The organism is Allobranchiibius sp. GilTou73 (assembly GCF_021391335.1).
GTDB lineage: Bacteria > Actinomycetota > Actinomycetes > Actinomycetales > Dermatophilaceae > Allobranchiibius > Allobranchiibius huperziae.
Window position 1 is genome coordinate 2,099,515 of sequence record NZ_CP090051.1, and the last position, 22,571, is coordinate 2,122,085.

At 69.0% G+C, this 22,571-nt stretch carries 25 protein-coding genes; 17 read left to right on the forward strand and 8 right to left on the reverse strand.

Annotation, left to right across the window (positions count from 1 at the left end; translation table 11 throughout):
* Positions 1–26: 26 nt before the first annotated feature.
* From coxB to LVQ62_RS10450, 4 genes are all read left to right on the forward strand, one after another.
* Positions 27–965, forward strand: coding sequence for a cytochrome c oxidase subunit II (gene coxB / locus LVQ62_RS10435; protein ID WP_233761435.1), 939 nt, complete (start codon positions 27–29; stop codon positions 963–965).
* Complete coding sequence (gene ctaD / locus LVQ62_RS10440; protein WP_233761437.1) at positions 965–2,731, forward strand: cytochrome c oxidase subunit I; 1,767 nt, start codon at positions 965–967, stop codon at positions 2,729–2,731. Before coxB ends, ctaD begins: the two co-directional genes overlap by 1 nt.
* On the forward strand, positions 2,728–3,129 hold the full coding sequence (locus LVQ62_RS10445) for a cytochrome c oxidase subunit 4 (RefSeq protein WP_233761439.1): 402 nt from the start codon (positions 2,728–2,730) through the stop codon (positions 3,127–3,129). Before ctaD ends, LVQ62_RS10445 begins: the two co-directional genes overlap by 4 nt.
* Before the next feature lie 62 nt (positions 3,130–3,191).
* Positions 3,192–4,208 carry an NADP-dependent oxidoreductase gene (locus LVQ62_RS10450; RefSeq protein WP_233761441.1) on the forward strand — a complete coding sequence of 339 codons (1,017 nt, stop codon included), beginning with the start codon at positions 3,192–3,194 and terminating at the stop codon, positions 4,206–4,208.
* A gap of 322 nt (positions 4,209–4,530) precedes the next feature.
* Here the strand turns inward: LVQ62_RS10450 and LVQ62_RS10455 are convergent, their stop codons facing one another.
* The 4 genes from LVQ62_RS10455 to LVQ62_RS10470 all read right to left on the reverse strand — a co-directional run bounded on the left by LVQ62_RS10455 (position 4,531) and on the right by LVQ62_RS10470 (position 8,973).
* Positions 4,531–6,345 (reverse strand): ubiquinol-cytochrome c reductase cytochrome b subunit, encoded by a 1,815-nt coding sequence (locus tag LVQ62_RS10455; protein ID WP_208052291.1) that lies wholly within the window; start codon positions 6,343–6,345, stop codon positions 4,531–4,533.
* Positions 6,342–7,472, reverse strand: a complete 1,131-nt coding sequence (locus LVQ62_RS10460) for a ubiquinol-cytochrome c reductase iron-sulfur subunit (protein ID WP_233761443.1) — start codon at positions 7,470–7,472, stop codon at positions 6,342–6,344. The genes LVQ62_RS10455 and LVQ62_RS10460 overlap by 4 nt, the downstream gene beginning before the upstream one ends.
* Complete coding sequence (locus LVQ62_RS10465) at positions 7,472–8,257, reverse strand: c-type cytochrome (protein WP_179481410.1); 786 nt, start codon at positions 8,255–8,257, stop codon at positions 7,472–7,474. Before LVQ62_RS10465 ends, LVQ62_RS10460 begins: the two co-directional genes overlap by 1 nt.
* Before the next feature lie 62 nt (positions 8,258–8,319).
* Positions 8,320–8,973 carry a heme-copper oxidase subunit III gene (locus LVQ62_RS10470; protein WP_370639603.1) on the reverse strand — a complete coding sequence of 218 codons (654 nt, stop codon included), beginning with the start codon at positions 8,971–8,973 and terminating at the stop codon, positions 8,320–8,322.
* Positions 8,974–9,220: 247 nt separating this feature from the next.
* Between LVQ62_RS10470 and LVQ62_RS10475 the strand changes: the two genes are divergently transcribed.
* Together LVQ62_RS10475 and trpD are read left to right on the forward strand one after the other, a co-directional pair.
* Positions 9,221–9,652 (forward strand): hypothetical protein, encoded by a 432-nt coding sequence (locus tag LVQ62_RS10475; RefSeq protein WP_347813793.1) that lies wholly within the window; start codon positions 9,221–9,223, stop codon positions 9,650–9,652.
* A 2-nt stretch (positions 9,653–9,654) separates the two neighbouring features.
* Positions 9,655–10,719, forward strand: coding sequence for an anthranilate phosphoribosyltransferase (gene trpD, locus LVQ62_RS10480; protein WP_233761445.1), 1,065 nt, complete (start codon positions 9,655–9,657; stop codon positions 10,717–10,719).
* 36 nt (positions 10,720–10,755) lie between these two features.
* Here the strand turns inward: trpD and LVQ62_RS10485 are convergent, their stop codons facing one another.
* On the reverse strand, positions 10,756–11,037 hold the full coding sequence (locus LVQ62_RS10485) for an Lrp/AsnC family transcriptional regulator (RefSeq protein WP_233761447.1): 282 nt from the start codon (positions 11,035–11,037) through the stop codon (positions 10,756–10,758).
* A gap of 16 nt (positions 11,038–11,053) precedes the next feature.
* A complete protein-coding gene (locus LVQ62_RS10490) occupies positions 11,054–12,781 on the reverse strand; it encodes a DEDD exonuclease domain-containing protein (protein WP_233761449.1) in 1,728 nt (575 codons plus the stop codon).
* A 114-nt stretch (positions 12,782–12,895) separates the two neighbouring features.
* On the opposite strand from LVQ62_RS10490, the gene LVQ62_RS10495 reads away from it, so the two are divergent.
* The 8 genes from LVQ62_RS10495 (at position 12,896) to LVQ62_RS10530 (ending at position 18,930) form a co-directional block, all read left to right on the forward strand.
* Positions 12,896–13,141: a hypothetical protein gene (locus LVQ62_RS10495; RefSeq protein WP_179481398.1), complete on the forward strand. Its 246-nt coding sequence runs from the start codon at positions 12,896–12,898 to the stop codon at positions 13,139–13,141.
* Positions 13,142–13,161: 20 nt separating this feature from the next.
* Positions 13,162–14,100, forward strand: coding sequence for a hypothetical protein (locus LVQ62_RS10500; protein ID WP_233761451.1), 939 nt, complete (start codon positions 13,162–13,164; stop codon positions 14,098–14,100).
* 71 nt (positions 14,101–14,171) lie between these two features.
* Positions 14,172–14,615, forward strand: a complete 444-nt coding sequence (locus tag LVQ62_RS10505; RefSeq protein ID WP_179481394.1) for an SRPBCC family protein — start codon at positions 14,172–14,174, stop codon at positions 14,613–14,615.
* Positions 14,615–15,637: a hypothetical protein gene (locus LVQ62_RS10510; RefSeq protein ID WP_233761453.1), complete on the forward strand. Its 1,023-nt coding sequence runs from the start codon at positions 14,615–14,617 to the stop codon at positions 15,635–15,637. Before LVQ62_RS10505 ends, LVQ62_RS10510 begins: the two co-directional genes overlap by 1 nt.
* Positions 15,624–16,211, forward strand: coding sequence for a hypothetical protein (locus tag LVQ62_RS10515; protein WP_233761455.1), 588 nt, complete (start codon positions 15,624–15,626; stop codon positions 16,209–16,211). Before LVQ62_RS10510 ends, LVQ62_RS10515 begins: the two co-directional genes overlap by 14 nt.
* 1 nt (position 16,212) lies before the next feature.
* Complete coding sequence (locus tag LVQ62_RS10520; protein WP_233761458.1) at positions 16,213–17,163, forward strand: ROK family glucokinase; 951 nt, start codon at positions 16,213–16,215, stop codon at positions 17,161–17,163.
* Between the two features lie 56 nt (positions 17,164–17,219).
* On the forward strand, positions 17,220–18,212 hold the full coding sequence (locus LVQ62_RS10525; RefSeq protein WP_179483708.1) for an ROK family glucokinase: 993 nt from the start codon (positions 17,220–17,222) through the stop codon (positions 18,210–18,212).
* Complete coding sequence (locus LVQ62_RS10530) at positions 18,205–18,930, forward strand: endonuclease/exonuclease/phosphatase family protein (protein WP_233761461.1); 726 nt, start codon at positions 18,205–18,207, stop codon at positions 18,928–18,930. Before LVQ62_RS10525 ends, LVQ62_RS10530 begins: the two co-directional genes overlap by 8 nt.
* Before the next feature lie 63 nt (positions 18,931–18,993).
* Here LVQ62_RS10530 and LVQ62_RS10535 read toward each other — a convergent pair whose 3' ends face one another.
* Both LVQ62_RS10535 and LVQ62_RS10540 read right to left on the reverse strand, forming a co-directional pair.
* Positions 18,994–19,455 (reverse strand): hypothetical protein, encoded by a 462-nt coding sequence (locus LVQ62_RS10535; RefSeq protein WP_233761463.1) that lies wholly within the window; start codon positions 19,453–19,455, stop codon positions 18,994–18,996.
* Positions 19,452–20,201 carry a carboxylesterase gene (locus tag LVQ62_RS10540; protein WP_233761465.1) on the reverse strand — a complete coding sequence of 250 codons (750 nt, stop codon included), beginning with the start codon at positions 20,199–20,201 and terminating at the stop codon, positions 19,452–19,454. The genes LVQ62_RS10535 and LVQ62_RS10540 overlap by 4 nt, the downstream gene beginning before the upstream one ends.
* An 88-nt stretch (positions 20,202–20,289) precedes the next feature.
* On the opposite strand from LVQ62_RS10540, the gene LVQ62_RS10545 reads away from it, so the two are divergent.
* From LVQ62_RS10545 to LVQ62_RS10555, 3 genes are all read left to right on the forward strand, one after another.
* Positions 20,290–21,114, forward strand: a complete 825-nt coding sequence (locus tag LVQ62_RS10545) for a 1-acyl-sn-glycerol-3-phosphate acyltransferase (RefSeq protein ID WP_208052277.1) — start codon at positions 20,290–20,292, stop codon at positions 21,112–21,114.
* 76 nt (positions 21,115–21,190) lie between these two features.
* Entirely contained in the window at positions 21,191–22,057 is an 867-nt protein-coding gene (locus LVQ62_RS10550; RefSeq protein WP_233761467.1) for a heavy metal-binding domain-containing protein, read from the forward strand.
* 1 nt (position 22,058) lies between these two features.
* The gene (locus LVQ62_RS10555) at positions 22,059–22,559 is read left to right on the forward strand and encodes a hypothetical protein (RefSeq protein ID WP_233761469.1); all 501 of its coding nucleotides are present in this window, start codon (positions 22,059–22,061) and stop codon (positions 22,557–22,559) included.
* The last annotated feature ends 12 nt before the right edge of the window (positions 22,560–22,571 follow it).

Sequence of the window (22,571 nt, forward strand, 5' to 3'; positions counted from 1 at the left end):
GTCCGAGGCTGAGATAAGGTTTCGACGTGTCCGGAACCCGTGAAAACCAGTCCGGCGGCACCCCGCGCCGACCCGTGAAGGCCCGGTCGCTGCGCCGTCGGTTGGGCTACGCCGGTGTGGTGGCGATCTGCGCCACCGCCCTGTCCGGCTGCACCGCCCAACAGCGCCGCGGCTTCCTGCCGCACGGCATCACCAAGGTGTCCCCGGACATCACCCACTTCTGGGTCGCGTCGTGGCTCTGGGCGCTCGGTGTGGGCGTCCTCGTGTGGGGTCTGATCATCTACTGCGCGGTCCGTTACCGCCGTAAGAAGACCGACACCGGTCTGCCGCCTCAGCTGGCCTACAACGTGCCGATCGAGATCCTCTACACCGTCGTCCCGGTGATCATGGTGGCCGTGCTGTTCGGCAAGACCGTGCAGTTGGAGAACAAGATGCTGGACACCTCCGGCACCCCCCAGAACACCGTGAACGTCATCGGCAAGCAGTGGTCCTGGGACTTCAACTACGTCAACGACAAGGTCTACGACACCGGTGAGCAGGCTCTGCTGAACGGCAAGCCCGGCGCTGAGAAGACCATTCCGACGCTCTACCTGCCGGTCAACGAGCGCACCGAGTTCATCCTCACCTCCCGCGACGTGATCCACGACTTCTGGGTGATCGCGTTCCTGCAGAAGATGGACATGATCCCGGGCAAGGTCAACAAGTTCGATGTCACGCCGACCCAGATCGGCACCTACCGCGGCAAGTGCGCGGAGTTGTGCGGCGCCTACCACTCCCAGATGTTGTTCAACGTCAAGGTGGTCGACGCTGCCGATTACGCCAAGCAGATGCAGCGACTGCGCGCGGCCGGCCAGACCGGCTTCCTGTCCAACGCGCTCAACCGGTCCGGTCTCGAGAACGGGCAGCAGCAATACCTGCCGTCCGGGCTCGATTCCTCGGACGTCGTCAACGTTGGGAGCAAGTGATGGCGAGCACCACTGCGGATCGCACCCGGGGCGCAGGTGACTTCCGCGAGTCGACCTCCGTACCCCGTGAGCGTCACCTCGGACGCACCATCGTCAGGTGGATCACTGCGACCGACCACAAGGTCATCGGTCACCTGTACTTCATCACCTCCTTCGCCTGGTTCCTGATCGGCGGCCTGCTGGCTCTGCTGATCCGCGCCGAGCTGTGGGCGCCGGGGCTGCAGATCGTGGACAACCCCGAGCAGTACAACCAGCTGTTCACCATGCACGGCACAATCATGCTGCTGCTGTTCGCGACCCCGCTCTTCGCCGGTTTCGCAAACGCGCTCATGCCGCTGCAGATCGGCTCGCCGGACGTGGCGTTCCCCCGGCTGAACATGTTCGCCTACTGGCTCTACCTCTTCGGCGGGCTCATTGCCGCGGGCGGCTTCCTCACCCCGCAGGGCGCCGCGGCGTTCGGCTGGTTCGCCTACGCGCCGCTGGCTAACTCGGTCTACAGCCCCGGTGTCGGTGGCAACCTGTGGGTCTTCGGACTGGCCCTATCCGGGTTCGGCACGATCCTCGGGTCGGTCAACTTCATCACCACCATCGTGTGCATGCGCGCCCCCGGTATGACGATGTTCCGGATGCCGATGTTCGTCTGGACTGTCTTGGTCACCTCCATCCTGGTGATCGTCGTCTTTCCGGTGCTGGCTGCCGCGCTCTTCGCGCTGGGCGCCGACCGGGTGATGGGTGCGCACGTCTTCGACGCCCAGAACGCCGGGGCGATGCTCTGGGAGCACATGTTCTGGTTCTTCGGCCACCCCGAGGTCTACATCATCGCGTTGCCGTTCTTCGGCATCATTTCGGAGATACTTCCGGTCTTCTCCCGTAAGCCGTTGTTCGGCTACAAGACGTTGGTCTTCGCGACCATCGCCATCGCGGCGCTGTCGGTGAGCGTGTGGGCACACCACATGTACGCGACAGGGCAAGTGCTGCTGCCCTTCTTCGCCGTCATGACGATGCTCATCGCCGTACCAACGGGTGTGAAGTTCTTCAACTGGGTCGGCACCATGTGGGGCGGATCGATCACGTTCGAGACACCCATGCTGTGGGCCATCGGCTTCCTCGTGACCTTCCTCTTCGGAGGTCTCACCGGTGTCATCCTGGCCAGCCCCGCACTCGACCTGAACCTGTCCGACTCCTACTTCGTGGTCGCGCACTTCCACTACGTGGTCTTCGGCACGGTGGTGTTCGCAATGTTCGGCGGCTGGTACTTCTGGTGGCCCAAGCTGACCGGCCGGATGCTCGACGAGCGCCTGGGCAAGCTGCACTTCTGGCTGCTGTTCATCGGCTTCCACACCACGTTCCTCATCCAGCACTGGCTGGGCGTCGAGGGCATGCCGCGCCGCTACGCGGATTATCTGCCCGAGGACGGTTTCCAGTGGATGAACGACGTGTCGACGGTCGGCTCTTTCATCCTCGGCGTCTCGATGCTGCCCTTCCTCTACAACGTCTACAAGACGTGGCGCACCGCGCCGCTGGTCGAGACCGACGACCCGTGGGGATACGGCGCATCATTGGAGTGGGCGACGTCCTGCCCGCCGCCGCGGCACAACTTCGACTCGATCCCGCGGATCCGTTCCGAGCGCCCCGCGTTCGACCTGCACCACCCCGAGGTCGCGGCGAAGTCGGTCGCGCCGGCACCTGATGCCCTGTCGAAGCTGATGGGCCCGGGTGATCGCGGCTCCCAGACCATGGGCGGCGAACGGAAGGCTGACCGATGAAGGTCGAGTACAAGATGTTCGGCATCCTGTTCATTTTCGCGATGGTGGTCGGTCTGATTTACGGCACCTTCACTCATTGGCAGGAGCCGGTTGGTGCCACCGCGCTCCTCCTCACCTCCGGCTTATGTTTGATGATCGCGTTCTTCCTGTGGGTCACCGGCCGCAAGATCGACCTGCGGCCGGATGACAACCCGGATGCGCTGATCAGCGATGTCGAGGGCGACTTCGGCTTCTTCAGCCCGCACTCGTGGTGGCCTTTGTTCCTCGGCCTCTCCGGCGCGATCGTGTTCCTCGGCCTCGCAGTCGGCTGGTGGATGGTCATCATCGGTCTGCCGCTGCTCGCCCTGTCGGCGATCGGCTGGGTCTTCGAGTACTTCCGGGGTGACGAGGCGATCTGATCGCCGTCCCGCACGACGCCGGCGCCGGCACGGCGCAGGCCCTTCGATGATCTGAGACGCCCGTGACGCAGACAACCCGTATCGCCCTGCAGGCCCGCCCCAAGGGTGAACCCGCCGACAGCGACTTCCGCATCGAGCAGGCCGAGCTCGGCCAGCCCGGCGAGGACCAGGCGCTGCTGCAGACCCTCTTCCTGTCGCTCGACCCCTACATGCGCGGCCGGATGAGCGATGCGCCGTCGTACGCCGCGCCGGTGCAGATCGGTCAGACAATGGTCGGAGCGACGGTGTCCCGGGTGCTGGAGTCTCCCGGTGGTCAGTTCGCACCAGGCGACGTGGTGCTGGGGTACGGCGGATGGCAGAGCCATTCCGTCGAGCCGGTCTCCTACCTGCGCAAGGTCGACACCAGCACTGCACCGGTGAGCACCGCACTCGGCGTCCTCGGGATGCCCGGCTTCACCGCGTACGCGGGACTGCTGCAGATCGGCAAGCCGCAGCCGGGGGAGACCGTCGTCGTCGCCGCAGCGAGCGGCCCCGTAGGCAGTGCCGTGGGCCAGATCGCCAAGCTGCGCGGCGCCCGCGCGGTCGCCATCGCCGGTGGCCAGGCCAAGGTCGACTACTGCCGCGAGATCGGCTTCGATGCCGCCGTCGACCACCGTTCGGAGAACTTTCGCGACGACCTCGCCGCAGCGACGCCCGACGGCATCGACGTCTACTTCGAGAACGTCGGCGGCGCGGTCTGGGACGCGGTGCTGCCGCGCCTCAACACCTACGCCCGGGTGCCGCTGTGCGGTCTGGTGTCGGTCTACAACGCGACCTCCCTGCCCGAGGGGCCGGACCGGTCGGGGGTGCTGATGGGCACCATCCTGCGCAAGAGCCTGACCGTGCGCGGGTTCATCCAGACCGAGTTCGTCGCCGACCACTTCGCCGACTTCCAGCGTGAGATGTCCGGCTGGGTCTCCTCCGGCCAGGTGAAGTACCGCGAAGACGTCGTCGACGGCCTGGACAACACCCCCGAGGCGTTCCGAGGACTGCTGGCCGGCCGCAACTTCGGCAAGCTCGTCGTGAAGGTGTCCGAGTAACCCTGCCCGCTGCCCGACGACGCATCCCGGCGCGGTTGTCAGCAGTTCTGTGACGCCGGCGCCAGAAAACCGCTGACCATCAGGCGCGCGCTGCCCCCCAGGACCGTGACTGCCGGATCGGCCACCCCGCGATAGGGATGGACCCGCGCGCCGCGCAAGGGCCTGCACGGCGTGTGCGCCGGCCGGAGCATCTTGCTTGCCTCGCCGACCAGTCAGGCGGCCATCGGTCCCTGTTCGGGTGGCACCACAAACAACTGCTGCCGATGTGCTCCGGAGCACATCGGCAGCAGCCGTATCGGGCGAAGTCACCCTTGGGGCAGGGTCAGGATGGTTCCTGGTCCTGCGGGTGGGAGTAGGCGTGCCCGGAGGACAGTTCCTCGGCGCCGCCGTGCATGTGCTGCTCGAACTCGTCGGCTTCGAGCTCCGGGCGGTCGCCGGACTCGGTCGCCTCGATCGACTCGTGCGCCTGACCGTCGTGGTGTGCGGCAGCCAACTCGGCGGGAGTGACGGCCTCGATGCGGTCGCTGAAGTAGAAGTGCGACAACCGGGCTCGTGCCTTGTCCTTGGCGATCTGCCGGCGGCTCACGCCGTTGGCGTCAGCCTCCGTGGGAGCCGCGATGGGACGGTGCGTCTCGTAGGACACCAGGCGCCAGCGGTCGTAGTCCGACAGCGGGGTGTGGGCCTCGAAGAAGCGACCCTCCGCGGTGCGGACGAGGCGACCGGACTCCTTGCCGTGCAGCACCAGGTCTCGATCGGCCCGCTGTAGCGACATGCACAACCGCTTGGTGATCCAGAAGACCAACGGCGGAAGGATGAAGATCGATGCCTGCATGACGTGCGTGATGTCGTTGATCGACAGATGCAGGGTGATCGCCATGATGTCGTTGCCGGAGGCCACGAACAGCACGAAGTAGAACGCGATGAAGCCCATGCCGATCGCCGTACGGGTCGGTGCGTTGCGCGGGCGGTCGAGCAGGTGGTGCTCGCGCTTGTCACCGGTGACCCACGCCTCGAGGAACGGGTAGGCACCCAACGCCGTGAAGATCACCGGGATCAGCAGGATGGCGCCGATCATCACGTTGAAGCTGAAGGTGTGACCCAGCAGGGTGAATTCCCACCACCCCGGCGACATGCGTAGAGCACCGTCGGCGAAGCCCATGTACCAGTCGGGCTGAGCACCCGCAGTGACCATGGTCGGTTCGTAGGGCCCGTACATCCAGATCGGGTTGATCGTGACGAGCCCGGAGATCAGCGCTGTGATACCGAAGACGATGAAGAAGAAGCCGCCCGCCTTGGCGGTGTAGACCGGCATCAGCTTGAAGCCGACGACGTTGTTGTCGGTGCGGCCGGGACCGGGGAACTGGGTGTGCTTGTGCACGATCAGCAGGATCATGTGCGCGGCGAAGAGACCCATGATGATCGCGGGCAGCAGCAGCACGTGCACCGTGAACAGGCGCGGGATGATCTCGGTGCCGGGGAACGCACCCCCGAAGACGAAGTACGCGACGTAGCTGCCGATCACCGGGATCGAGAGCATGAACCCCTGGGCGGCACGGATGCCGGTACCGGACAGCAGGTCGTCGGGCAGCGAGTAGCCGGCGAAACCCTCGATCGTGGCGAGCATGAAGAGCACGACGCCGATGACCCAGTTGATCTCACGTGGCTTGCGGAACGCGCCGGTGAAGAACACCCGGAACATGTGCAGCATGATGGCGACGAGGAAGAGCAACGCCGCCCAGTGGTGGATCTGCCGGATCAGCAACCCACCACGGATGTCCATCGAGATGTCGACGGTGGACTTGTAGGCCTCGCTCATCTGCTGGCCCTGCAGCGGGGTGTAGGAGCCGTGGTACACAGTCTCGCCCATGCTCGGCACGTACCAGAAGGTGAGGAACGTGCCGGTGATCAGCAGGATGATCAGCGAGTACATCGCGACCTCGCCGAGCATGAACGACCAGTGATCCGGGAAGACCTTGTTCATCAGGTAGCGGATGCCCTTGGCACCGCCGGTCCGCTCGTCCATCCAGTTGGCGACGCCGCCGACCGCACCTCCGCCCTTCTTCTTGGGCGCGGACGATGTCTCGTCGTCGCCGCGCAGTGCGTCGGCGGGTCGACCTGTGTGCATGTCGGAGGTCATGCGCGCTCCCAGAAGCTAGGCCCGACGGGCTCTTGGAATCCTTGGTCAGCGACGAGGTAACCCGCGTCGTTCACCGAGATCTTCAGCTGGGGTAGACGGCGCTTGGCCGGGCCGAAGATGACCTCGCAGTCGTTCGTCATATCGAACGTCGACTGATGGCAGGGGCAGAGCAGGTGGTGCGTGGTGTGTTCGTAGAGGCCGACGGGGCAGCCGACGTGTGTGCAGATCTTGGAGTACGCGACGACGCCCTGGATGCCCCAACTGGCTTCCTTGGCATTCTTGATGTCGCTCTCCTGCATGCTGACGAGAAGGACCGCGGCCTTGACCTTGGCGTCCTGCGGGTTCTGCACGTCGTCGATGCCCTCGGGCAGCACGTGGAAGACGCTGCCGAGGGTGACGTCGGACAGGCGGATCGGGGTGTTCTCCGGATCGCGCATGAGCCGACGACCCTTGCCGTTCAGCTTGCGGTCCCAAAGGGTGACGCCGAGGTTGTCGTGCGGCAACGGGCCGAGGGAGCCCACGAGCTGCAGACCTAGCGGCACCACGAACAGGCCGAGCGCGCCGCCGAGGGAGTACTTGATCAGCGGCCGCCGGGTGATCTGCGTCGACTCGGCAGCGTCGGTCAGGATCTGGACCGTGCCCTCCCGGTCCTCGTCGGGGGAGCGCAGCGTGTGGCGTTCCTCCACGACCTCGGTGTCGGACATCAGGGTCTTCGCCCAGTGCACGGCACCCAGGCCGATGCACAGCAGAGAGATCCCGAGCGTCACGCCGAGCGAGACGTGCAGCGCCTTGGTCGGTCCGATGAGCGGCAGCGTGACGATGGCGCCCTTGCCGACGACGATGTAAGAGATGACGAAGAGCAGGGTGGCCACCATCGAGACGGCGAAAAGACTGGCCACCTGACGCTCCGAGCGCCTCGCGGCGGCCGGGTCGTCGTCGCCGAGGCGGTGCACGTGCTCGGGCAGCCCGGGGTTCTCGAACCGTTCGAGCAGCTGGCCGCCGCCCTCGTGGTGCCCGTCGCCAAGGTTGATCAGGTCCGATCCATGGCCGACGCGAGCGACCTCGCCCGGCTCGGGCTGGTGCTCGGAGTGGTCGTGGCGCTCCGGTCCGGTGAACGACGTCGTCATCAGGCTGCCTTCCGTCCCAGCCAGACCGCGGCGCCGATGAGCAGGCCGATGCCGATGGTCCAGGCGAACATGCCTTCGGTCACCGGCCCGAGGTTGCCCAACGTGTGGCCACCCTGACTCGGCTCGTTCTTGACGTTCTTGAGGTAGGCGATGATGTCCTTCTTGTCCTGCGGCGACAGGTTGGTGTCGTTGAAGACCGGCATCGACTGGGGGCCGGTGAGCATCGCCTCGTAGATCTGGCGTCCGGTGGCCGGAGCCAGATTCGGCGCGTACTTACCGCGGGTGAGGGCACCGCCGGAGCCTGCGAAGTTGTGGCACATGGCGCAGTTGACCCGGAACAACTCACCGCCAGTGGCGATGTTGCCGCCGAGGCTCGTGTACTTGCTGGAGGGGATCGCCGGGCCGGCGCCGAGGGAGGCGACGTACGCCGCGAGTTGGCTGATCTGCTGGGAAGTGAACTGCACGTTGCTGCTGTTGCGCGCGGCCTGCACCGAGGGGTTGGACAGCGGCATCCGGCCACTGCTCACCTGGAAGTCCACAGCTGCGGCGCCCACGCCGACCAACGAGGGGTTGTTGGCGCGGCCGTTGGCGTTGACGCCGTGGCAGGTCGCGCAGTTCGCGAGGAACAGCGCCTTGCCCGACTTCAGGTCGGAACTGGACGCGGCGGCAGCACCGGCACTGCTGGGCGCCAGGAGCGCATAGAGGCTACCGGTGATCACCAGGCCGAGGAGAAGCACCAGCACGATCGATGCCGGGTGCCTACGGTGTGCGGCGAGCGAACTCACGAGGCGCAGATCCTGTCGTCGGGGAGGGAGTCGGAACAGTCAGGCAAGGGGGTCACCGGGGGTCACTGCAGCAGGTAGATGGTCGCGAACAGGGCGACCCACACCACATCGACGAAGTGCCAGTAGTACGACGTCACGATGGCGCCGGTGGCCTGGTGGTGGGTGTAGTTCCGGCTGGTGAACGTGCGGCCGATGATCAACAGGAAGGCGATGAGCCCGCCGGTGACGTGCAGCGCGTGGAAGCCGGTCGTCAGATAGAACATCGACCCGTAGGAGTCGGAGTTGAGACTGATGCCCTCGGCGAAGAGGTTTGAGTACTCCATCATCTGGCCGCTGACGAACAGCGCGCCGAAGATGTAGGTCAGCACGTACCACTCGCGCATTCCCCACAGACCCGGTTGCAGCAGCTTGCCGGTGCGGGACGGGATGCCTGCCTCCGCCTTGAAGACGCCGAGCTGGCACCACACCGAGGAGATCACCAGGATCGCTGTGTTGACCGCGGCGTACGGCACGTTGAGGTGACTGGTGCGGTCCGCCCACAGCGGGTGAGCGACCGACCTGATCGTGAAGTACATGGCGAACAGCCCGGCGAAGAACATCAGTTCGCTGGACAGCCAGACCATCGTGCCGACGGCAGTCAGATTGGGACGCGTGACCGGGCCGTGCCCGGTCGGAATCCCGTGGTCGCTGGTGGTAGCGGTCGTTGTGGTGGCCACCCGAACATTATGGCCCCATCCACCGACGAGGGGCACGGCCGACCCCCGCCGCGAGGCCATCTCGTGACCATCTCGCGGGGACTCGTGCGGTGACGTAGCCCGGCGTGGCGGCCCGGTGGGCGCACACTCCGCGTACGGCGTTGCGGCGGCTCGGCGTTCGGAGCGGTCAACGATCCGCATGCCCGGGAGGTTCCGGCGTCGTCGGTGTCTGTTCGACCGACGGGACGCGATGGGTAGCATCCTCGGCATGGCCGACACGCCCCGAACCCTGAAGGTGCTGCTCTACAGCGACGACATCGCCACGCGCGACGCCGTCCGTATCGGAGTCGGCAAGCGCCCGGCCAAGGATGTGCAGATCGGCTCGTGGCGTGAGTGCGCGACCGCGGCGGCCGTGATCGAGGCAGCGGACAACGAGGACCTCGACCTGTTGATCCTCGACGGTGAGGCGACGCCGGTAGGCGGGATGGGCCTGGCCAAGCAGCTCAAGAACGAGATCTTCGACTGCCCCCCGATCATCGTGCTCACGGGCCGGCCCTCCGACGGCTGGCTGGCGTCGTGGTCTCAGGCGGACGCCGCGGTGCCGCACCCGATCGACCCGCTCATCCTCAGCTCCACGATCGCCGACGTCGCGCGCCGACACAGCGATCGCGAGCAACTCGCCGCGCCCACCGGCCAGTAGTGATGTCCGGCGCGTCCGCCCGCAGCTGGTCGCGTCTGCTGGGGGCGCTGCTCCAGGGCGGTGACCTCACCGCCGACGACACGTCGTGGGCGATGGACCAGGTGATGTCGGGGCAGGCCTCACCCGCGCAGGTCGCCGGTTTCCTGGTCGCGCTGCGGGCCAAGGGCGAGACTGTCGGCGAGGTCCGGGGCCTCGCCGACACGATGCGGCGTTTCGCCGTGCCGATCAGCGTGCACGGCCCGACCCTGGACATCGTCGGCACCGGCGGTGACGGTGCCCACACCGTCAACATCTCCACCATGGCAGCGATCGTGAGTGCCGGAGCAGGCGCTCGGGTCGTCAAGCACGGGAATCGAGCCTCCTCCTCCTCTTCGGGCGCCGCCGACGTCCTGGAGGCGCTCGGCATCGCCCTGGATCTGCCGGCGGACCGGATCGGACCGATCGCCACCGAGGTCGGCATCACCTTCTGCTTCTCGCAGACCTTCCATCCCTCGATGCGCTACGCGGCGGTCCCTCGACGCGAACTGGGGATCCCGACGGCGTTCAACATCCTCGGACCGCTGACCAACCCGGCCCGGCCTCGGTACTCCGCCGTGGGCGCCGCGGACCCGCGGGTGGCCGATCTGATCGCGGGGGTGTTCGCCGAACGCGGGAGCGCCGCTGCGGTCTTCCGGGGTGACGACGGGCTGGACGAGTTGAGCGTCGCCACCACCTCGAGCGTGCGGTGGGTGCGCGACGGCGAGATCTCCCAGCACCGGGTCGACCCGGCCGAGGTCGGGATCGCACCGGCGGGCGCGGACGCGCTGCGCGGTGGCGATGCCCTGCACAACGCGGGGGTGGTCCGCGAGGTGCTCGCCGGGGCGACCGGGCCCGTGCGGGACGCCGTGGTGCTCAATGCGGGCATCGCGCTGGCCGTCGCCGACGAGGACGGGTCGGGTCGATTCGGCGCGCACGCATCGTTCGGTGAGGCGCTCGGTGCGGGTGTCGCGAGGGCGCGGACCGCCATCGACGACGGTGCGGCCGCCCGATCGCTCGACCAATGGGTGGCGGCGACCCGTCGAGCCTGACTGCCGAGTGAAGGGTCGGGCCAGTCAGGGCACAGCTCAGTCGTCGAGGCCGATGGAGAAGCCGGCCCCGAGGTCACCGCTGGAGTAGGTGCGGAACGCGATGTGGGTCTGCGACTCGCGCATCCCGGGGACCTTGTTGATCTTGTCGGCGATGACATCGGCCAGGTCCTCGTGGCGCGCCACTCGGACGACGGCGATGAGGTCGACGTCGCCGGTCGTGGAGTAGACCTCGCTCACGCCTTCGATCTCCACGACCGCCTCGGCCACCTCCGGAATCCGCTGGATGTCGGCCTTGATCATGACGATGGCGGAGATCACCCGGACAGCTTAGAACTCAGGCCATCGCAGAGGTCTCGAAACCGTTGTCGACGCGGCTCATCAGCGGTTCGAGCTGCTCGCGGACCTCACCGGCGCCGTGCACCGGGCAGCTCCACTCACCCTCGATCCGCACCATCCGCACCTGCGGGGTCTCCAGCCAGCGCAGGATCTTCTCCGTCTCCTCCGGATGGGTCGCCGGTGCGCGCCCGACCGGGCGGGCCACCACCTCGGCGGAGTCGACCAGGGCGTCGATGTAGGGACGCGGGTCGGCACCGGGCGGACTGAGCGTGGTGCCGGCGAGCTTGCCGTAGCGCACGCACACGAACTCCCACCCGCCGACGGCACCTGGGCGTGCCGCCACGACCTCGGGGCTCGCAGTCAACGGCGCCATCCGCTGAGCGCGGTCGGCGGCGCGGACCAGGGCCAGCATCCGGTCGCGCACCGTGGCTGCCTCCTCGAAGCGCTCGCTCTCGCACAATCGGCGCATCCGCTCGTGCAGATCGTCGACCAGCGGCCGGGCATCGCCACCGATGGCCTCCGCCACGCGCGCGGCGACCTGGGCGTAGTCCTGCGGGCTCTGCTGACCCGTGCACGGCGCTCCGCACCGGCCCATCTCGGCGAGCGCGCAGGACGAGGAGGTGGTCGTCGCGGACAACCGCTTCGTGCATTGCCGCAGGGGCACCACCTCGTGCACGGCGGCCGCCGCCATCTCGGCCATCGCGCGCGAGCCGAACGGTCCGGCGTACTCGGCGCCGTCGTCACGCGTCTCGCGCACCACCGAGAGCCGGGGGAAGGTCTCGACGGTGAGCTTCAGCCACACACCCTTCTCCGGGTGGCGCGACCGCCTGTTGAACCGCGGCTTGTGCTCGGCGATCAGCCGCAACTCGCGCACCTGGGCCTCGAGCACCGTGGCGCACACGATCGGGGTGACGCTGGTCGCGAGCCCCACCATCTGCGCCATCCGTGAACGATGCTCGCTCGCCGTGAAGTAGCTGCGGACCCGGCGCTGGATGTCGACGGAGGTGCCGACGTAGAGCACCCGCGCACGGTCGTCCTTGAAGATGTAGACACCCGGCGCCCGGGGCAGGTCGTCGGCCAGGTAGCGCTTACGTCGCTGCTCCGGGCGGACCCGGCTGGTGTAGGACGCGAGCTCCTCCAGGGTGTGCACCCCCAGATTGCCGACCCGCCCGAGCAGGGCGTGCAGCACGTCGACGGTGGCCTGGGCGTCGTGCAACGCGCGGTGGTCGGGGGTGATGGTGGCCCCGAAGAGCTGCGCCAGGGAGCCGAGCTTGCGGTTGGGCACCTCGTCGCGGCTCACCAGCTGGCGCGCGAGGTGGACGGTGTCGAGCACCTGGTGCCCGGGCCAGGGGTGGCCGAGTTCGGCGCAGTTGGCACGCAGGAAGCCGATGTCGAAAGGTGCGTTGTGCGCCACCAGCACGCTGCCGGCCGCGAACTCCAGGAAGGCCGGCAGCGCGGCGGCGATACCCGGTGCGCTAGCGACCATCGAGTCGGTGATGCCGGTGAGCACGGAGATGAATGCCGGGATGGGACCGCCGGGGTTGACCAGCGTCTGGAACTCGCCCAACACCTCGCCGCCGCGCACCTTGACCGCGCCGATCTCGGTGATCCTGTTGGATCGCGGGTTGCCACCGGTCGTCTCGAGGTCGACCACGACGAAGGTGACCCCGGACAGCGGTGTGCCCAGATCGTCGAAGGTCGCCTGGATGGCGTGTGCGGTCGGCATACGACGGACGCTAGGTGGGTGCACCGACACCCACCTGTCCGCCACGCCGTCGGAGGGGGTTGTCGGACCCGGCACCTAGCGTCTGTGCACAGGACGACAGGAAGGAGTCCCGAGATGCACATCGAATGTCGAAGCTGCCCGGCCCGTGACCGGCACTGCGCGGACTGCATGGTGACCGTGCTGCTGCAGATGCCGGTCCCGCGGACGGACGCCCATGATGCCGACGCCGATCTCGCGCCCGACGAGCAGGAGCGCCGTGGGCTGGAGGTGCTGGTGGCGGCCGGTCTGGTCAGCCCGGCCGACGCGTACGCGGCCAGGGCGGTGCGCGAGCCGGGTCGTGCCCTGCGGGTGACGGGCTGAGGCACACCTAGGCTCTCAGGGTGCGGACGATCGGCCGAGGACAGCGCACCCGAGCCACTGAAGGGGGCGCCCGACGGGCAGGGGCGGCGGCGGGCGTGGTGCTGGCCGCGATGCTCCTCGGTGGATGCGACGGTTCGGGGCCGGGCGGCGGGGTGCACACGTCGACCGGGTCCGTTTCCTCCCGGTCCGCCACGTCCTCTACGTCCTCTACGTCCTCTACGTTCTCTACGTTCTCTACGTCTTCCGCTGCGACCGGCACCGTCGTCCTGAGCACCGCCGGCCTGCAGGTCTCCGGGTCGGTCGGGACGACGCAGCTCGCGCAGGTGCTGGCCGAGGCGCGGGTCGCCCGCACGTGGGTCGCCCGCACCTGGCCGACGCAGGTCGCGGCCGCCGGCACCGTCCGGGTGCAGGTCGCCGCGAACGCCGCGCAGTTCGCCCGGCTCCGCGGCGGGGTGCCCGAGAGCGACGACCTGGCCGCGAGCACGACCGCCTCCGGCGACGTCGTCATCGGCCCGGCGGTCATGCAGGGGTTGACCGCGCAGGGTCAGCAGGTCGTCCTCGCTCACGAGATCACCCACGTCGTGCTGCGGCAGACGACGCGCACCGGACTTGCGCGGTGGGTGGTCGAGGGGTCCGCGGAGTACACGGCGTATCGCTGGACCGGGCTGTCGCTCGGGGCGGCGTGCCCCACCCTCGCGGCCGACGTGCGCGCGGACCGACTGCCCGCGGGGCCGCCGCCGGACGCGGCGTTCTCCGGTGGCCAGCAGCAAGGGGCCTACCAGGACGCGCACGCCTACATGAATTTCCTCGTCGACCGGTTCGGCGAGAACGCCTGGAAGCAGTTCGTGCTCGCGACTTCGTCCGGGTCGACGGATGCGTTCGGCGCCGACTTCGACGGAGCCACGACGACGGGTCTACGCGCGGCCTACGCCGCGTTCCTGCGTCACACGGTCGGGTGACCGGCGCGCCGACCGGGCAGCCGTCGAGACGCGGGGGAGAGCACTCATCACCGGCCGTTACTGTCTGCGCTATGTCGCAGAGCACCTCGTCGTCCATGACCATCACCGCGGACCCCGCGGTGGTCCTCGACGTGATCGCCGACTTCGACGATTACCACCAGTGGGCCGAGAACGTCACCCGCGCACAGGTGCTGACGCAGGACTCCGACGGGTGGGCACGCACCGTGCGGTTCGAGCTGGACGCCGGGGTGCTGCGCGACACCTACGTGCTGGCCTACGACTGGGACATCCTGGAGGACGGCACCGGCACGGTCAGCTGGGAGCTGGTCGAGTCCACGGTGATCCGCGCGCTCGATGGCAGCTACCAGCTGGAGCCCGCGGGCGACCGCACCCAGGTGACCTACCAACTGTGCGTCGACGTCAACATCCCGGTGGTCGCCGTGCTGCGCCGAAAGGCGGAGAAGAGCATCATCGACCAGGCACTGCGCGGGCTGAAGCAGCGCTGCGAGAGCTGATGGGTGCGCAGTGCGTGCTCGTCGCCGGTCCCGGCGGCACGGGGTGCTCGACCTATGCCGCAACGCTCGCCCGCGCGTACGCCGACCGCGGCCGATCCGTGCTGCTGCTCGGCACCGACCCGTACGACGACGCGACGAGCCTGGTCGACGCCCCGGCGGACGGCCCGCTGCGGACCGCGGACCCGCGGGACGCCGATGACGCGGACGGCACGATGGCGCCGCTGCTCGACATGGTCGGCCTGGACCCCAGGCTCGCGGCGGAGGTCGCCCGCCTGACCGAGGCCGCGACCGTGCGCCTGCTCTGGGTGATCGGTGCCGAGCGGTCACCCGGCGAGGTCGTCGTGGTCGATGCCGGCCCTCGTGCCGTGGACCTGGTGCGCCTGGCCGGGGCGGTGCCGTGGATCCTGCAACGTCTGGCACCGGCACAGCGGGGGTGGCTCACGACATCCCGACCACTCCTCGCGGCTGCGCTGGGATCGCGATGGCCGGGCGAGCAGGTCACCGATCAGGTCCGGGCCGCCCTCGTGCACGCGTCCGCGGCGCGCGAGGTGCTCATCGGCGAGGGCAGCACGGCCGTCGTGATCGCCGGATCGGCGCCGTCGGCGAAGGTGCGCCGCGTCGTGGCCGGCATGGCGCTCGGCGGGGCCCCGGTGAACGCGGTCGTCGGCGGACCGCGCAGCGGCCCGCACGATCCGCCACGGTGGCGCACGGGACGTGGAGTCCCCGATCAGCTCGGCGCGCTGGACGACCAGGCACGCACGGGCCGGCTCGCCGGGATCTCCTGGGAGCACGACGGTGCGGACTACGTCTGGCGAATGCCCCTCCCCGGTGTCCGCTTCCGCGAGCTGCGCCTGTCCATGATGCAGGACGATCTCGTGCTGCAGACCCAGGGCCACCGCAGCGTCCTCACCATGCCCACGGCCCTGCGCCGATGCCGACCGGTGGACGCTCGGCTGCACGACGGCATCCTGACGGTGCGCTTCTCACCCGTGCGGCAGGATGAGGCCCGTGACCAGGGATGACGACACGCCCGCCGGGCAGCGGGAGCCTGCCGACCATGACCATCGGGCCGACGACGGCGGGGAGGCGGCCGACGCCCTGGTGGCCGAAGCGACACGCCTCGCCGACGCCTTCACCTCGTGGGTGGGCGGGGTAGGCGGCACCGGCGACGCAGGCGATCGGGACGAATCCGAGCCTGTTGCAGAGGAGCCGGAAGAGGACTTCCCGCCGCAGCCGGTCGGCGACGAACCTGCGGCCGATGGCACCGCTGCACCCAACTCGATGGCCTGCGACTGTGGACGGACCGCCGGTCTGGACGCGATCTGCCGGGTGTGTCCGGTGTGCCGAATCGCGTCGTACATGCAGACCGTGCGGCCCGAGGTCCTGGTGCGCGTCGCCGATGTGCTCGCGATGGTGGCGGGGAGTCTGCAGATGATCGCCGCGGACCGCGGCTCCGATCCGGCGGCCTCGCCCTCGAAGGCATCCACGAACGACCCCGAGGACGGGGCCGGTCGACCGGACCCGCGCCCGGCCGACACCGGGATCCCGATCCCGGTGCGTGGCGATGACGACCCCACCGCACCCGAGAGGCACTGACATGGTCACCAGCATCGGCATCGACGTCGGCGGGACGAAGATCGCCGCCGGGCGCGTGGACGAGAAGGGCAGCATCGTCGCGCGTGCCCGCCGTTCCACGCCTGCGCAGTCGCCGGATGCGATCGCGACGGCGATCGCGGAACTCATCGCCGAGCTGCACACCGACGACGTCGTGGCAGTGGGCGTCGCGTGCGCCGGTTACATCGACCGCGCCGGCACCACCGTGCTCTTCTCCCCGAACCTGGCCTGGCGCGACGAACCGCTCAAGGAACGGGTCGCGACCAACACTGACCTGCCGGTCATCATCGAGAACGACGCCAACGCGGCGGCGTACGGCGAGTTCGTGCACGGCGCCGGTCGCGACCTCGGCCACATGGTGATGGTGACCGTGGGCACTGGCGTCGGCGGCGGAATCGTGAGTAACGGCAAGCTGTTCCGAGGCGCGTACGGCATCGGTGGCGAACTCGGACACATGCTGCTGGTGCCCGGCGGCCGGTTGTGCGGGTGCGGCAACCGGGGCTGCGTCGAGGCGTATGGCAGCGGCACCGCACTTACCCGGGACGCGCGCGAGCTGGTGCGCAGCGGTGCCCAGTTCGGCCGTCGACTGACCGACCTGTGCGACGGCGACGCCGACAAGCTGACCGGCGCGATGGTGACCACCGCGGCCCTCGAAGGGGACGTCGCCTCGATCGACCTGCTCGCGCAGGTCGGCAACTGGCTGGGTGAGGCCACCTCCTCGATGGCGTCGCTGCTGGACCCGGAGGGTTTTGTGATCGGCGGAGGCGTCGCCGACGCCGGTGAGCTGCTGATCGACCCGATGCGCAGCGCGTACGGACGCTCACTCACCGGGCGCGGCTACCGGCCCGTGGCGTCGTTCGTGCGGGCGGAGCTGGGCAACGACGCAGGGGTGATCGGCGTCGCGGCGCTGGCCGTGAACCCGGGCGACCGGTGAGCGCCGGACCCGTGGGCCCGCGCCCCGGGCACGGCGAGGACCCCCACGATCCAGGGATCTCCGACGAGTTCGCCCAGGACGAGTTCGCCGTCGGGATCGACATCGGCGGCACCAAGGTCTCCGGCGGCCTGGTGTCGGCAGACGGCACGGTGCAGCAACGCGCCCGACGTGACACCCCGCACCGCTCGACGTCCCCTCGCGTCGTCGAGAACGTCATCGTGGAGGTCGTCGAGGAGTTGCTGGACGCCCACCACGGATCGGCGCCGGTCGCGGTCGGGGTGGGCGCTGCCGGGTTCGTGACGGCCGACCGGGCGACGGTGGTCTTCGCGCCGCACCTGTCCTGGCGGCACGAGCCGTTGCGCGACGCCCTGAGCAGTCGACTCAGCGTGCCGGTCTTCATCGACAACGACGCGAACGCCGCGTGCTGGGCCGAGTGGCGCTTCGGTGCGGCCCGCGACCGGTCGCACGTCGTGATGGTCAACCTCGGCACCGGCATCGGCGGCGCGGTGATCGCCCAGGGGGCGGTCCAGCGCGGGGAGTTCGGGATCGCCGGCGAGTTCGGCCACATGCAGATGGTGCCGGGAGGGCACCGCTGCGAGTGCGGCAACCGGGGGTGCTGGGAGCAGTACGCCAGTGGCAACGCGCTGGTCCGTGAGGCGCGTTCGCTGATCGCCGCGGGCTCGCCGCTCGCGGCCGATCTGGCCGAGCGCGTGGGGGAGGACCCTCGCGCGCTCACCGGTCCGATGATCACGCAGGCCGCACAGGGCGGGGACGCGACAGCAGCCGAGCTGCTCGCCGAGGTAGGCACCTGGCTCGGAGTGGGCCTGGCCAACCTCGCGAACGCGTTCGACCCCGGGCTCTTCGTGATCGGCGGCGGCGTCAGCGCGGCGGGGGACCTGCTCCTGGATCCCGCGCGTGCGGCGTTCGCGCGGTCGCTGACCGGCCGGGGGTACCGCCCGCGGGCGGACATCGTGCAGGCCGAACTGGGCAACGAGGCGGGTCTGATCGGCGCCGCCGACCTCGCCCGCCTGGGCGACGAGGATGACTGAGCGTCCGGGACCCCGCGACGCCCACACGGTGCGCGTCGCGTCGTACAACGTGCGCGCGTTCAAGGACGACCGTGAGGCGTTGGCGGAGGTGGTGCGTCGGATCGATCCCGACGTCTTGCTGCTGCAGGAGGCGCCGAGGCATCCCGGGTCGGGTCATCGGGTGGCGGCGTTCGCCGAACAGGTGGGACTGACCTGGGCCGACGGACGGCGCGGTCGGATGAGCACCACCTTGCTGAGCTCGCTGCGGCTCGACCTGCTCTCCTGCGAGCACCGCAACCTGCCGGTCGGGCGGCGTGAGGAGCCGCGGGGGTACGCCGTGGCGCGCCTGCGCCTGCCCGGTCATCTCCCGTTCACGGCGGTGAGCGTGCATCTCAGCCTTCGGTCGGCACAGCGTGGGCCGCACGTGCAGCAGATCCTGCGCGACATCGACGCGATCGGAGCTCCGGCCGCAGTGCTCGGCGGTGACCTCAACGAGACGTACGGCGAGGGCGCCTGGCGCGACCTGGCCGTGCGGATGCGTGAGGTGACCGGCGACGTCCTCACCAGCCCGTCGGGGACCCCCGGCAAGACGATCGACGGACTGCTTATCTCCGGTCCCGTGGGCGCGACGGTGCCCCGGCTGGATCTGGACCCGCTGCAGCTGCGGATGACCACCGATCACCGGCCGGTCTACGTGGACATGGACCTCACCGCCCTGGCAGACCCCGCGACGCCCTGAACGCAGCTTCGGGCCCCGCCGAAGTATTCGGGGGAGCGCAGCGGAGAACGATGTGCCGGGTGACTAGAGTCTGGCGCCGTCGTCGAAGGGGTCCTGGTCGTCGCGGCTGTTGGGTTGCCTCAGCACCAGCAACACGACCCCGAGGATGCAGACGAGGCACGCCAGCACCCACCAGATGGGCTGGCAGTCGCGCTCGAAGGCGAAGAGGTAGATCAGCCAGAGCGGCCCGCCGACCAGCGAGGCCCAGATGGCCCAGAACTGCACGTCGTCGCGGGGCAGCGGCGCGGGGGGTGGGGGCTCGTAGGTGCCGTCGTCCTCCAGGATGTCGTTGGCCGCGCCGGAGTCCGGCACCCGCCACTGCACGGGCAGAGCGGGGGATGCGGGCGGTTGCGGTTCGGGCTCCTCGACCTCGGGTTCGGCCAGGGCGTCCGGATCGACGGTCCCGGACAACTGCGCGACGATCTCAGCGAACCGCGCGTCGTAATCGGTCTGCTCGTCGTGGCTCTCGCTGCCGGGTGCGCTCATAGGTCCGCAACTCTCGTGATGAAGTCGACGCAACGATCCTCGATGAGGCCGGCGTCGTTGTCCAGGGTCGCGACGTGATAGCTGTCGTGCAGCACCACATCGGTGACGTCCTCGCTGGAGATGCGGGACAGGAACAGTTCCGAACACGCCGGGGGCACGACGTGATCTTGCGGTGAGTGGAAGAGGATCACCGGCTGCGTGATCTGCGGCAGGTCGCGGGTCACCTGCTCCCACATCCGCATCTGCGAGCGCAACGCCTTGAGCGGCGTACGCGCGTACCCCACCTCGGCGACGCCCGGTTTCTTGATGTCGCCGCTGATGGCCGCGACCGAGGGCACCAGGTGCTGCAGCGCGGGTACGGCGAGCAGTCGTCTGTCTTTCATGACGTACGCCGGGTTGATGAGCATCAGCCCGGTCACGTCGTTCTGGTGGGTCTCCGCGACCAGGGTCGCGAGGGTGCCGCCCATCGACAGACCCACGACGAAGACCTGGTCGCAGGTGGCGGCCAGCTCGGCGTGCGCCGCGTCGACCTCGGCGAACCAGTCGGTCCACCGCGTCCTGTTCAGCTCCTGCCACGTGGTGCCGTGCCCGGGGAGGCGCGGCAGGCGCACCGAGAAGCCTTCGGTGGCGAAGCGTTCGGCGAGGGACCGCATGCTCTGCGGCGTCCCGGTGAAGCCGTGGCACACCAGCACGCCCACCGCCCCGGCGTCGTGGGTGAACGGCTCCGCGCCGGGGACGATCTGCATCGGGTAATCCTTCCACTTCGCCCGTCGGGGTGTGGTGGGTGCCGTATTGTGCGAGGCGCCGATCTTGCGATGAAGGAGCCCAGCGAAGGTGTTCTACTGGTTGCTGAAGTGGGTCCTTGTCGGACCGCTTCTGAAGAGTGTCTTCCGACCCTCCGTGGAAGGCGTTCACCACGTCCCCGACGAGGGGGCCGCGATCCTGGCGAGCAACCACCTGTCGTACGCCGACTGGCTGTTCATGCCGCTCTCGCTTCCCCGGCGGGTGACCTTCGTGGCGAAGGCCGAGTACTTCACCGGCACCGGCGTGAAGGGCACCCTGCAGCGCTGGTTCTTCACCGGTGCGGGTCAGGTGCCCATCGACCGCAGCAGCGGCAGCGCCGCGGCCGGAGCGATCTCCACCGGCCTGAAGATCCTGGCGAACGGCGACCTCTTCGGCATCTATCCCGAGGGCACCCGCTCACCCGACGGGCGTCTCTACAAGGGCAAGACCGGCGTCGCACGGATGGTGCTGGAGGCCAAGGTCCCGCTGATCCCGGTGGCCGTGATCGGCACCGACGAGGTCGCGCCTCCCGGCAAGATCTTCGGGCGGATGGCCCACCCGCACGTGCGGTTCGGCCAGCCCATGGACTTCTCCCGCTACGAGGGCATGGAGGACGACCGCTTCATCCTGCGCTCGATCACCGACGAGATCATGTACGAGTTGATGCTGCTGTCGGGCCAGGAGTACGTCGACGTCTACGCCTCGTCGTTGAAGGACCGGGTCACCCAGCGGGCCAAGGGCATCGGCGAGGGTGCCGCCGCCCTGGCGAGCACGGCGGCCCACAAGCTCGTGCCGGGCTCCGAGGGGCGGGCCGCAGGGGAGCACGCCGAGATGAGCACCGTGCCGAGCGAGGACGTCGAGACGGCGACCAGCTGAAACGCCCCTGACCCTCAGCTTCCGGGGGTACGGTCCGGGCGGGGCGATCAGACCCCTGCGATGCGAGGAGCGTGCAATGGCTTTCGGTCGACGTGATGGTGCACCACTGCCCGGTGCCACTCAGGCGGGTCCCCCGGCAGCCGGACCGCAGATCCCCGCTGCTGCCAGCAATCGGGTCCAACGTCTCGCGGCCCGGGAGCAGAGCGACAGGTCCGCGTTCACCTCGGACCTGTCGGTCAACGAGTTCGTCCTCGTGCACAAGCTCGGCTTCGAGCCGCTCGGCTACGTCATGGGCACCTCGATCTACCACATCGGCTACCAGTTCCAGAACTGGGGACAGTCGATGGAGTTGGAGGTGCTGTCGGCGGCGATGTACCACGCGCGGTCCCTCGCGCTCGATCGGATGCGCAGCGAGGCGCACGCGTTGGGCGCCGACGGGATCGTCGGCGTCGATCTGCAGATCCAGCGGTACGCGTGGGCGACCGACGAGCTGGAGTTCATCGCCCAGGGCACGGCCATCCGGGCGCGCGAGCCCAACCCGGCGTACAAGCTGCGCGACGGGGGCCCGTTCACCTCGGACCTGTCGGGTCAGGACTTCTACACGCTGGTGCGAGCAGGACATTTCCCCAGGGCCTTCGTCTTCGGCGCCTGCGTCTACCACGTGGCGCACCAGAGCATCCGCCAGTCGATGCGGATGGCCGGGCGCAACATGGAGATGCCGCAGTTCACCGAGGCCGCCTACACCGCGCGCGAGCTGGCCATGACGCGGATGGAGGACGAGGCCAACCGCTTCGGGGCCGACGGGATCGTGGGCGTCAACACCCAGGTCAGCGGACACGTGTGGGGTGCGCACGCCTCGGAGTTCCTGGCCGTCGGCACCGGCGTCACCAGTTCCCCGGAGAGCGGCATCCCCGACCCCACGATGACCCTGTCGCTGGAGTGACATGGGTTTCCTGAGCCGTCGCGGTCGAGATCTGACCCCGCCTCCACCGGCGTACGGCCCTACGGTCCCGCGGCCGTTCTCGGAGTTGCTGGGGAACGCGCCCAGCAGCGCGTTGGAGACGCTGGCGCGTCACGCGCGCGTGTCGGATGCCGCACGCGAACGGATCCTGCGTCTCGACACGCAGACGCTCCAGGCGCAGCAGTACCTGGCCGCTCGCGGGATCACCGGGCGGGACGCGTTCGAGGTGGTCCAGATCCGCGACGACTTCGGGCCGTCGGCCGTGCACGCCTACCTCGGGCTTCCTCCGACGACGGCGGATACTGCAGTGCTGCAGGACGGCCGGACCGGGGCGGACCTCCTGATCGAGGAGTTGGACCTGCTGTTGGAGGCGGTCCGCGGCCTGCTGGACAGGGCCGGCGAGGTCGGCCAGACCCAGGTGCGCGCCAATCACCGTTTCCTCGAGGAGAAGTACGGCGAGCGCGACCCGGGACTGGAGCTGTGAATCCGCCGGTCG

Bases quoted from the DNA above. Each gene is read 5' to 3' on its own strand.
- ctaD (WP_233761437.1), top strand. From the start codon at position 965: ATGGCGAGCACCACTGCGGATCGCACCCGGGGCGCAGGTGACTTCCGC.
- LVQ62_RS10445 (WP_233761439.1), top strand. From the start codon at position 2,728: ATGAAGGTCGAGTACAAGATGTTCGGCATCCTGTTCATTTTCGCGATG.
- LVQ62_RS10455 (WP_208052291.1), bottom strand. From the start codon at position 6,345: ATGACCTCCGACATGCACACAGGTCGACCCGCCGACGCACTGCGCGGC.
- LVQ62_RS10460 (WP_233761443.1), bottom strand. From the start codon at position 7,472: ATGACGACGTCGTTCACCGGACCGGAGCGCCACGACCACTCCGAGCAC.
- LVQ62_RS10475 (WP_347813793.1), top strand. From the start codon at position 9,221: ATGGCCGACACGCCCCGAACCCTGAAGGTGCTGCTCTACAGCGACGAC.
- trpD (WP_233761445.1), top strand. From the start codon at position 9,655: ATGTCCGGCGCGTCCGCCCGCAGCTGGTCGCGTCTGCTGGGGGCGCTG.
- LVQ62_RS10490 (WP_233761449.1), bottom strand. From the start codon at position 12,781: ATGCCGACCGCACACGCCATCCAGGCGACCTTCGACGATCTGGGCACA.
- LVQ62_RS10495 (WP_179481398.1), top strand. From the start codon at position 12,896: ATGCACATCGAATGTCGAAGCTGCCCGGCCCGTGACCGGCACTGCGCG.
- LVQ62_RS10505 (WP_179481394.1), top strand. From the start codon at position 14,172: ATGTCGCAGAGCACCTCGTCGTCCATGACCATCACCGCGGACCCCGCG.
- LVQ62_RS10510 (WP_233761453.1), top strand. From the start codon at position 14,615: ATGGGTGCGCAGTGCGTGCTCGTCGCCGGTCCCGGCGGCACGGGGTGC.
- LVQ62_RS10520 (WP_233761458.1), top strand. From the start codon at position 16,213: ATGGTCACCAGCATCGGCATCGACGTCGGCGGGACGAAGATCGCCGCC.
- LVQ62_RS10530 (WP_233761461.1), top strand. From the start codon at position 18,205: ATGACTGAGCGTCCGGGACCCCGCGACGCCCACACGGTGCGCGTCGCG.
- LVQ62_RS10535 (WP_233761463.1), bottom strand. From the start codon at position 19,455: ATGAGCGCACCCGGCAGCGAGAGCCACGACGAGCAGACCGATTACGAC.
- LVQ62_RS10540 (WP_233761465.1), bottom strand. From the start codon at position 20,201: ATGCAGATCGTCCCCGGCGCGGAGCCGTTCACCCACGACGCCGGGGCG.
- LVQ62_RS10550 (WP_233761467.1), top strand. From the start codon at position 21,191: ATGGCTTTCGGTCGACGTGATGGTGCACCACTGCCCGGTGCCACTCAG.
- LVQ62_RS10555 (WP_233761469.1), top strand. From the start codon at position 22,059: ATGGGTTTCCTGAGCCGTCGCGGTCGAGATCTGACCCCGCCTCCACCG.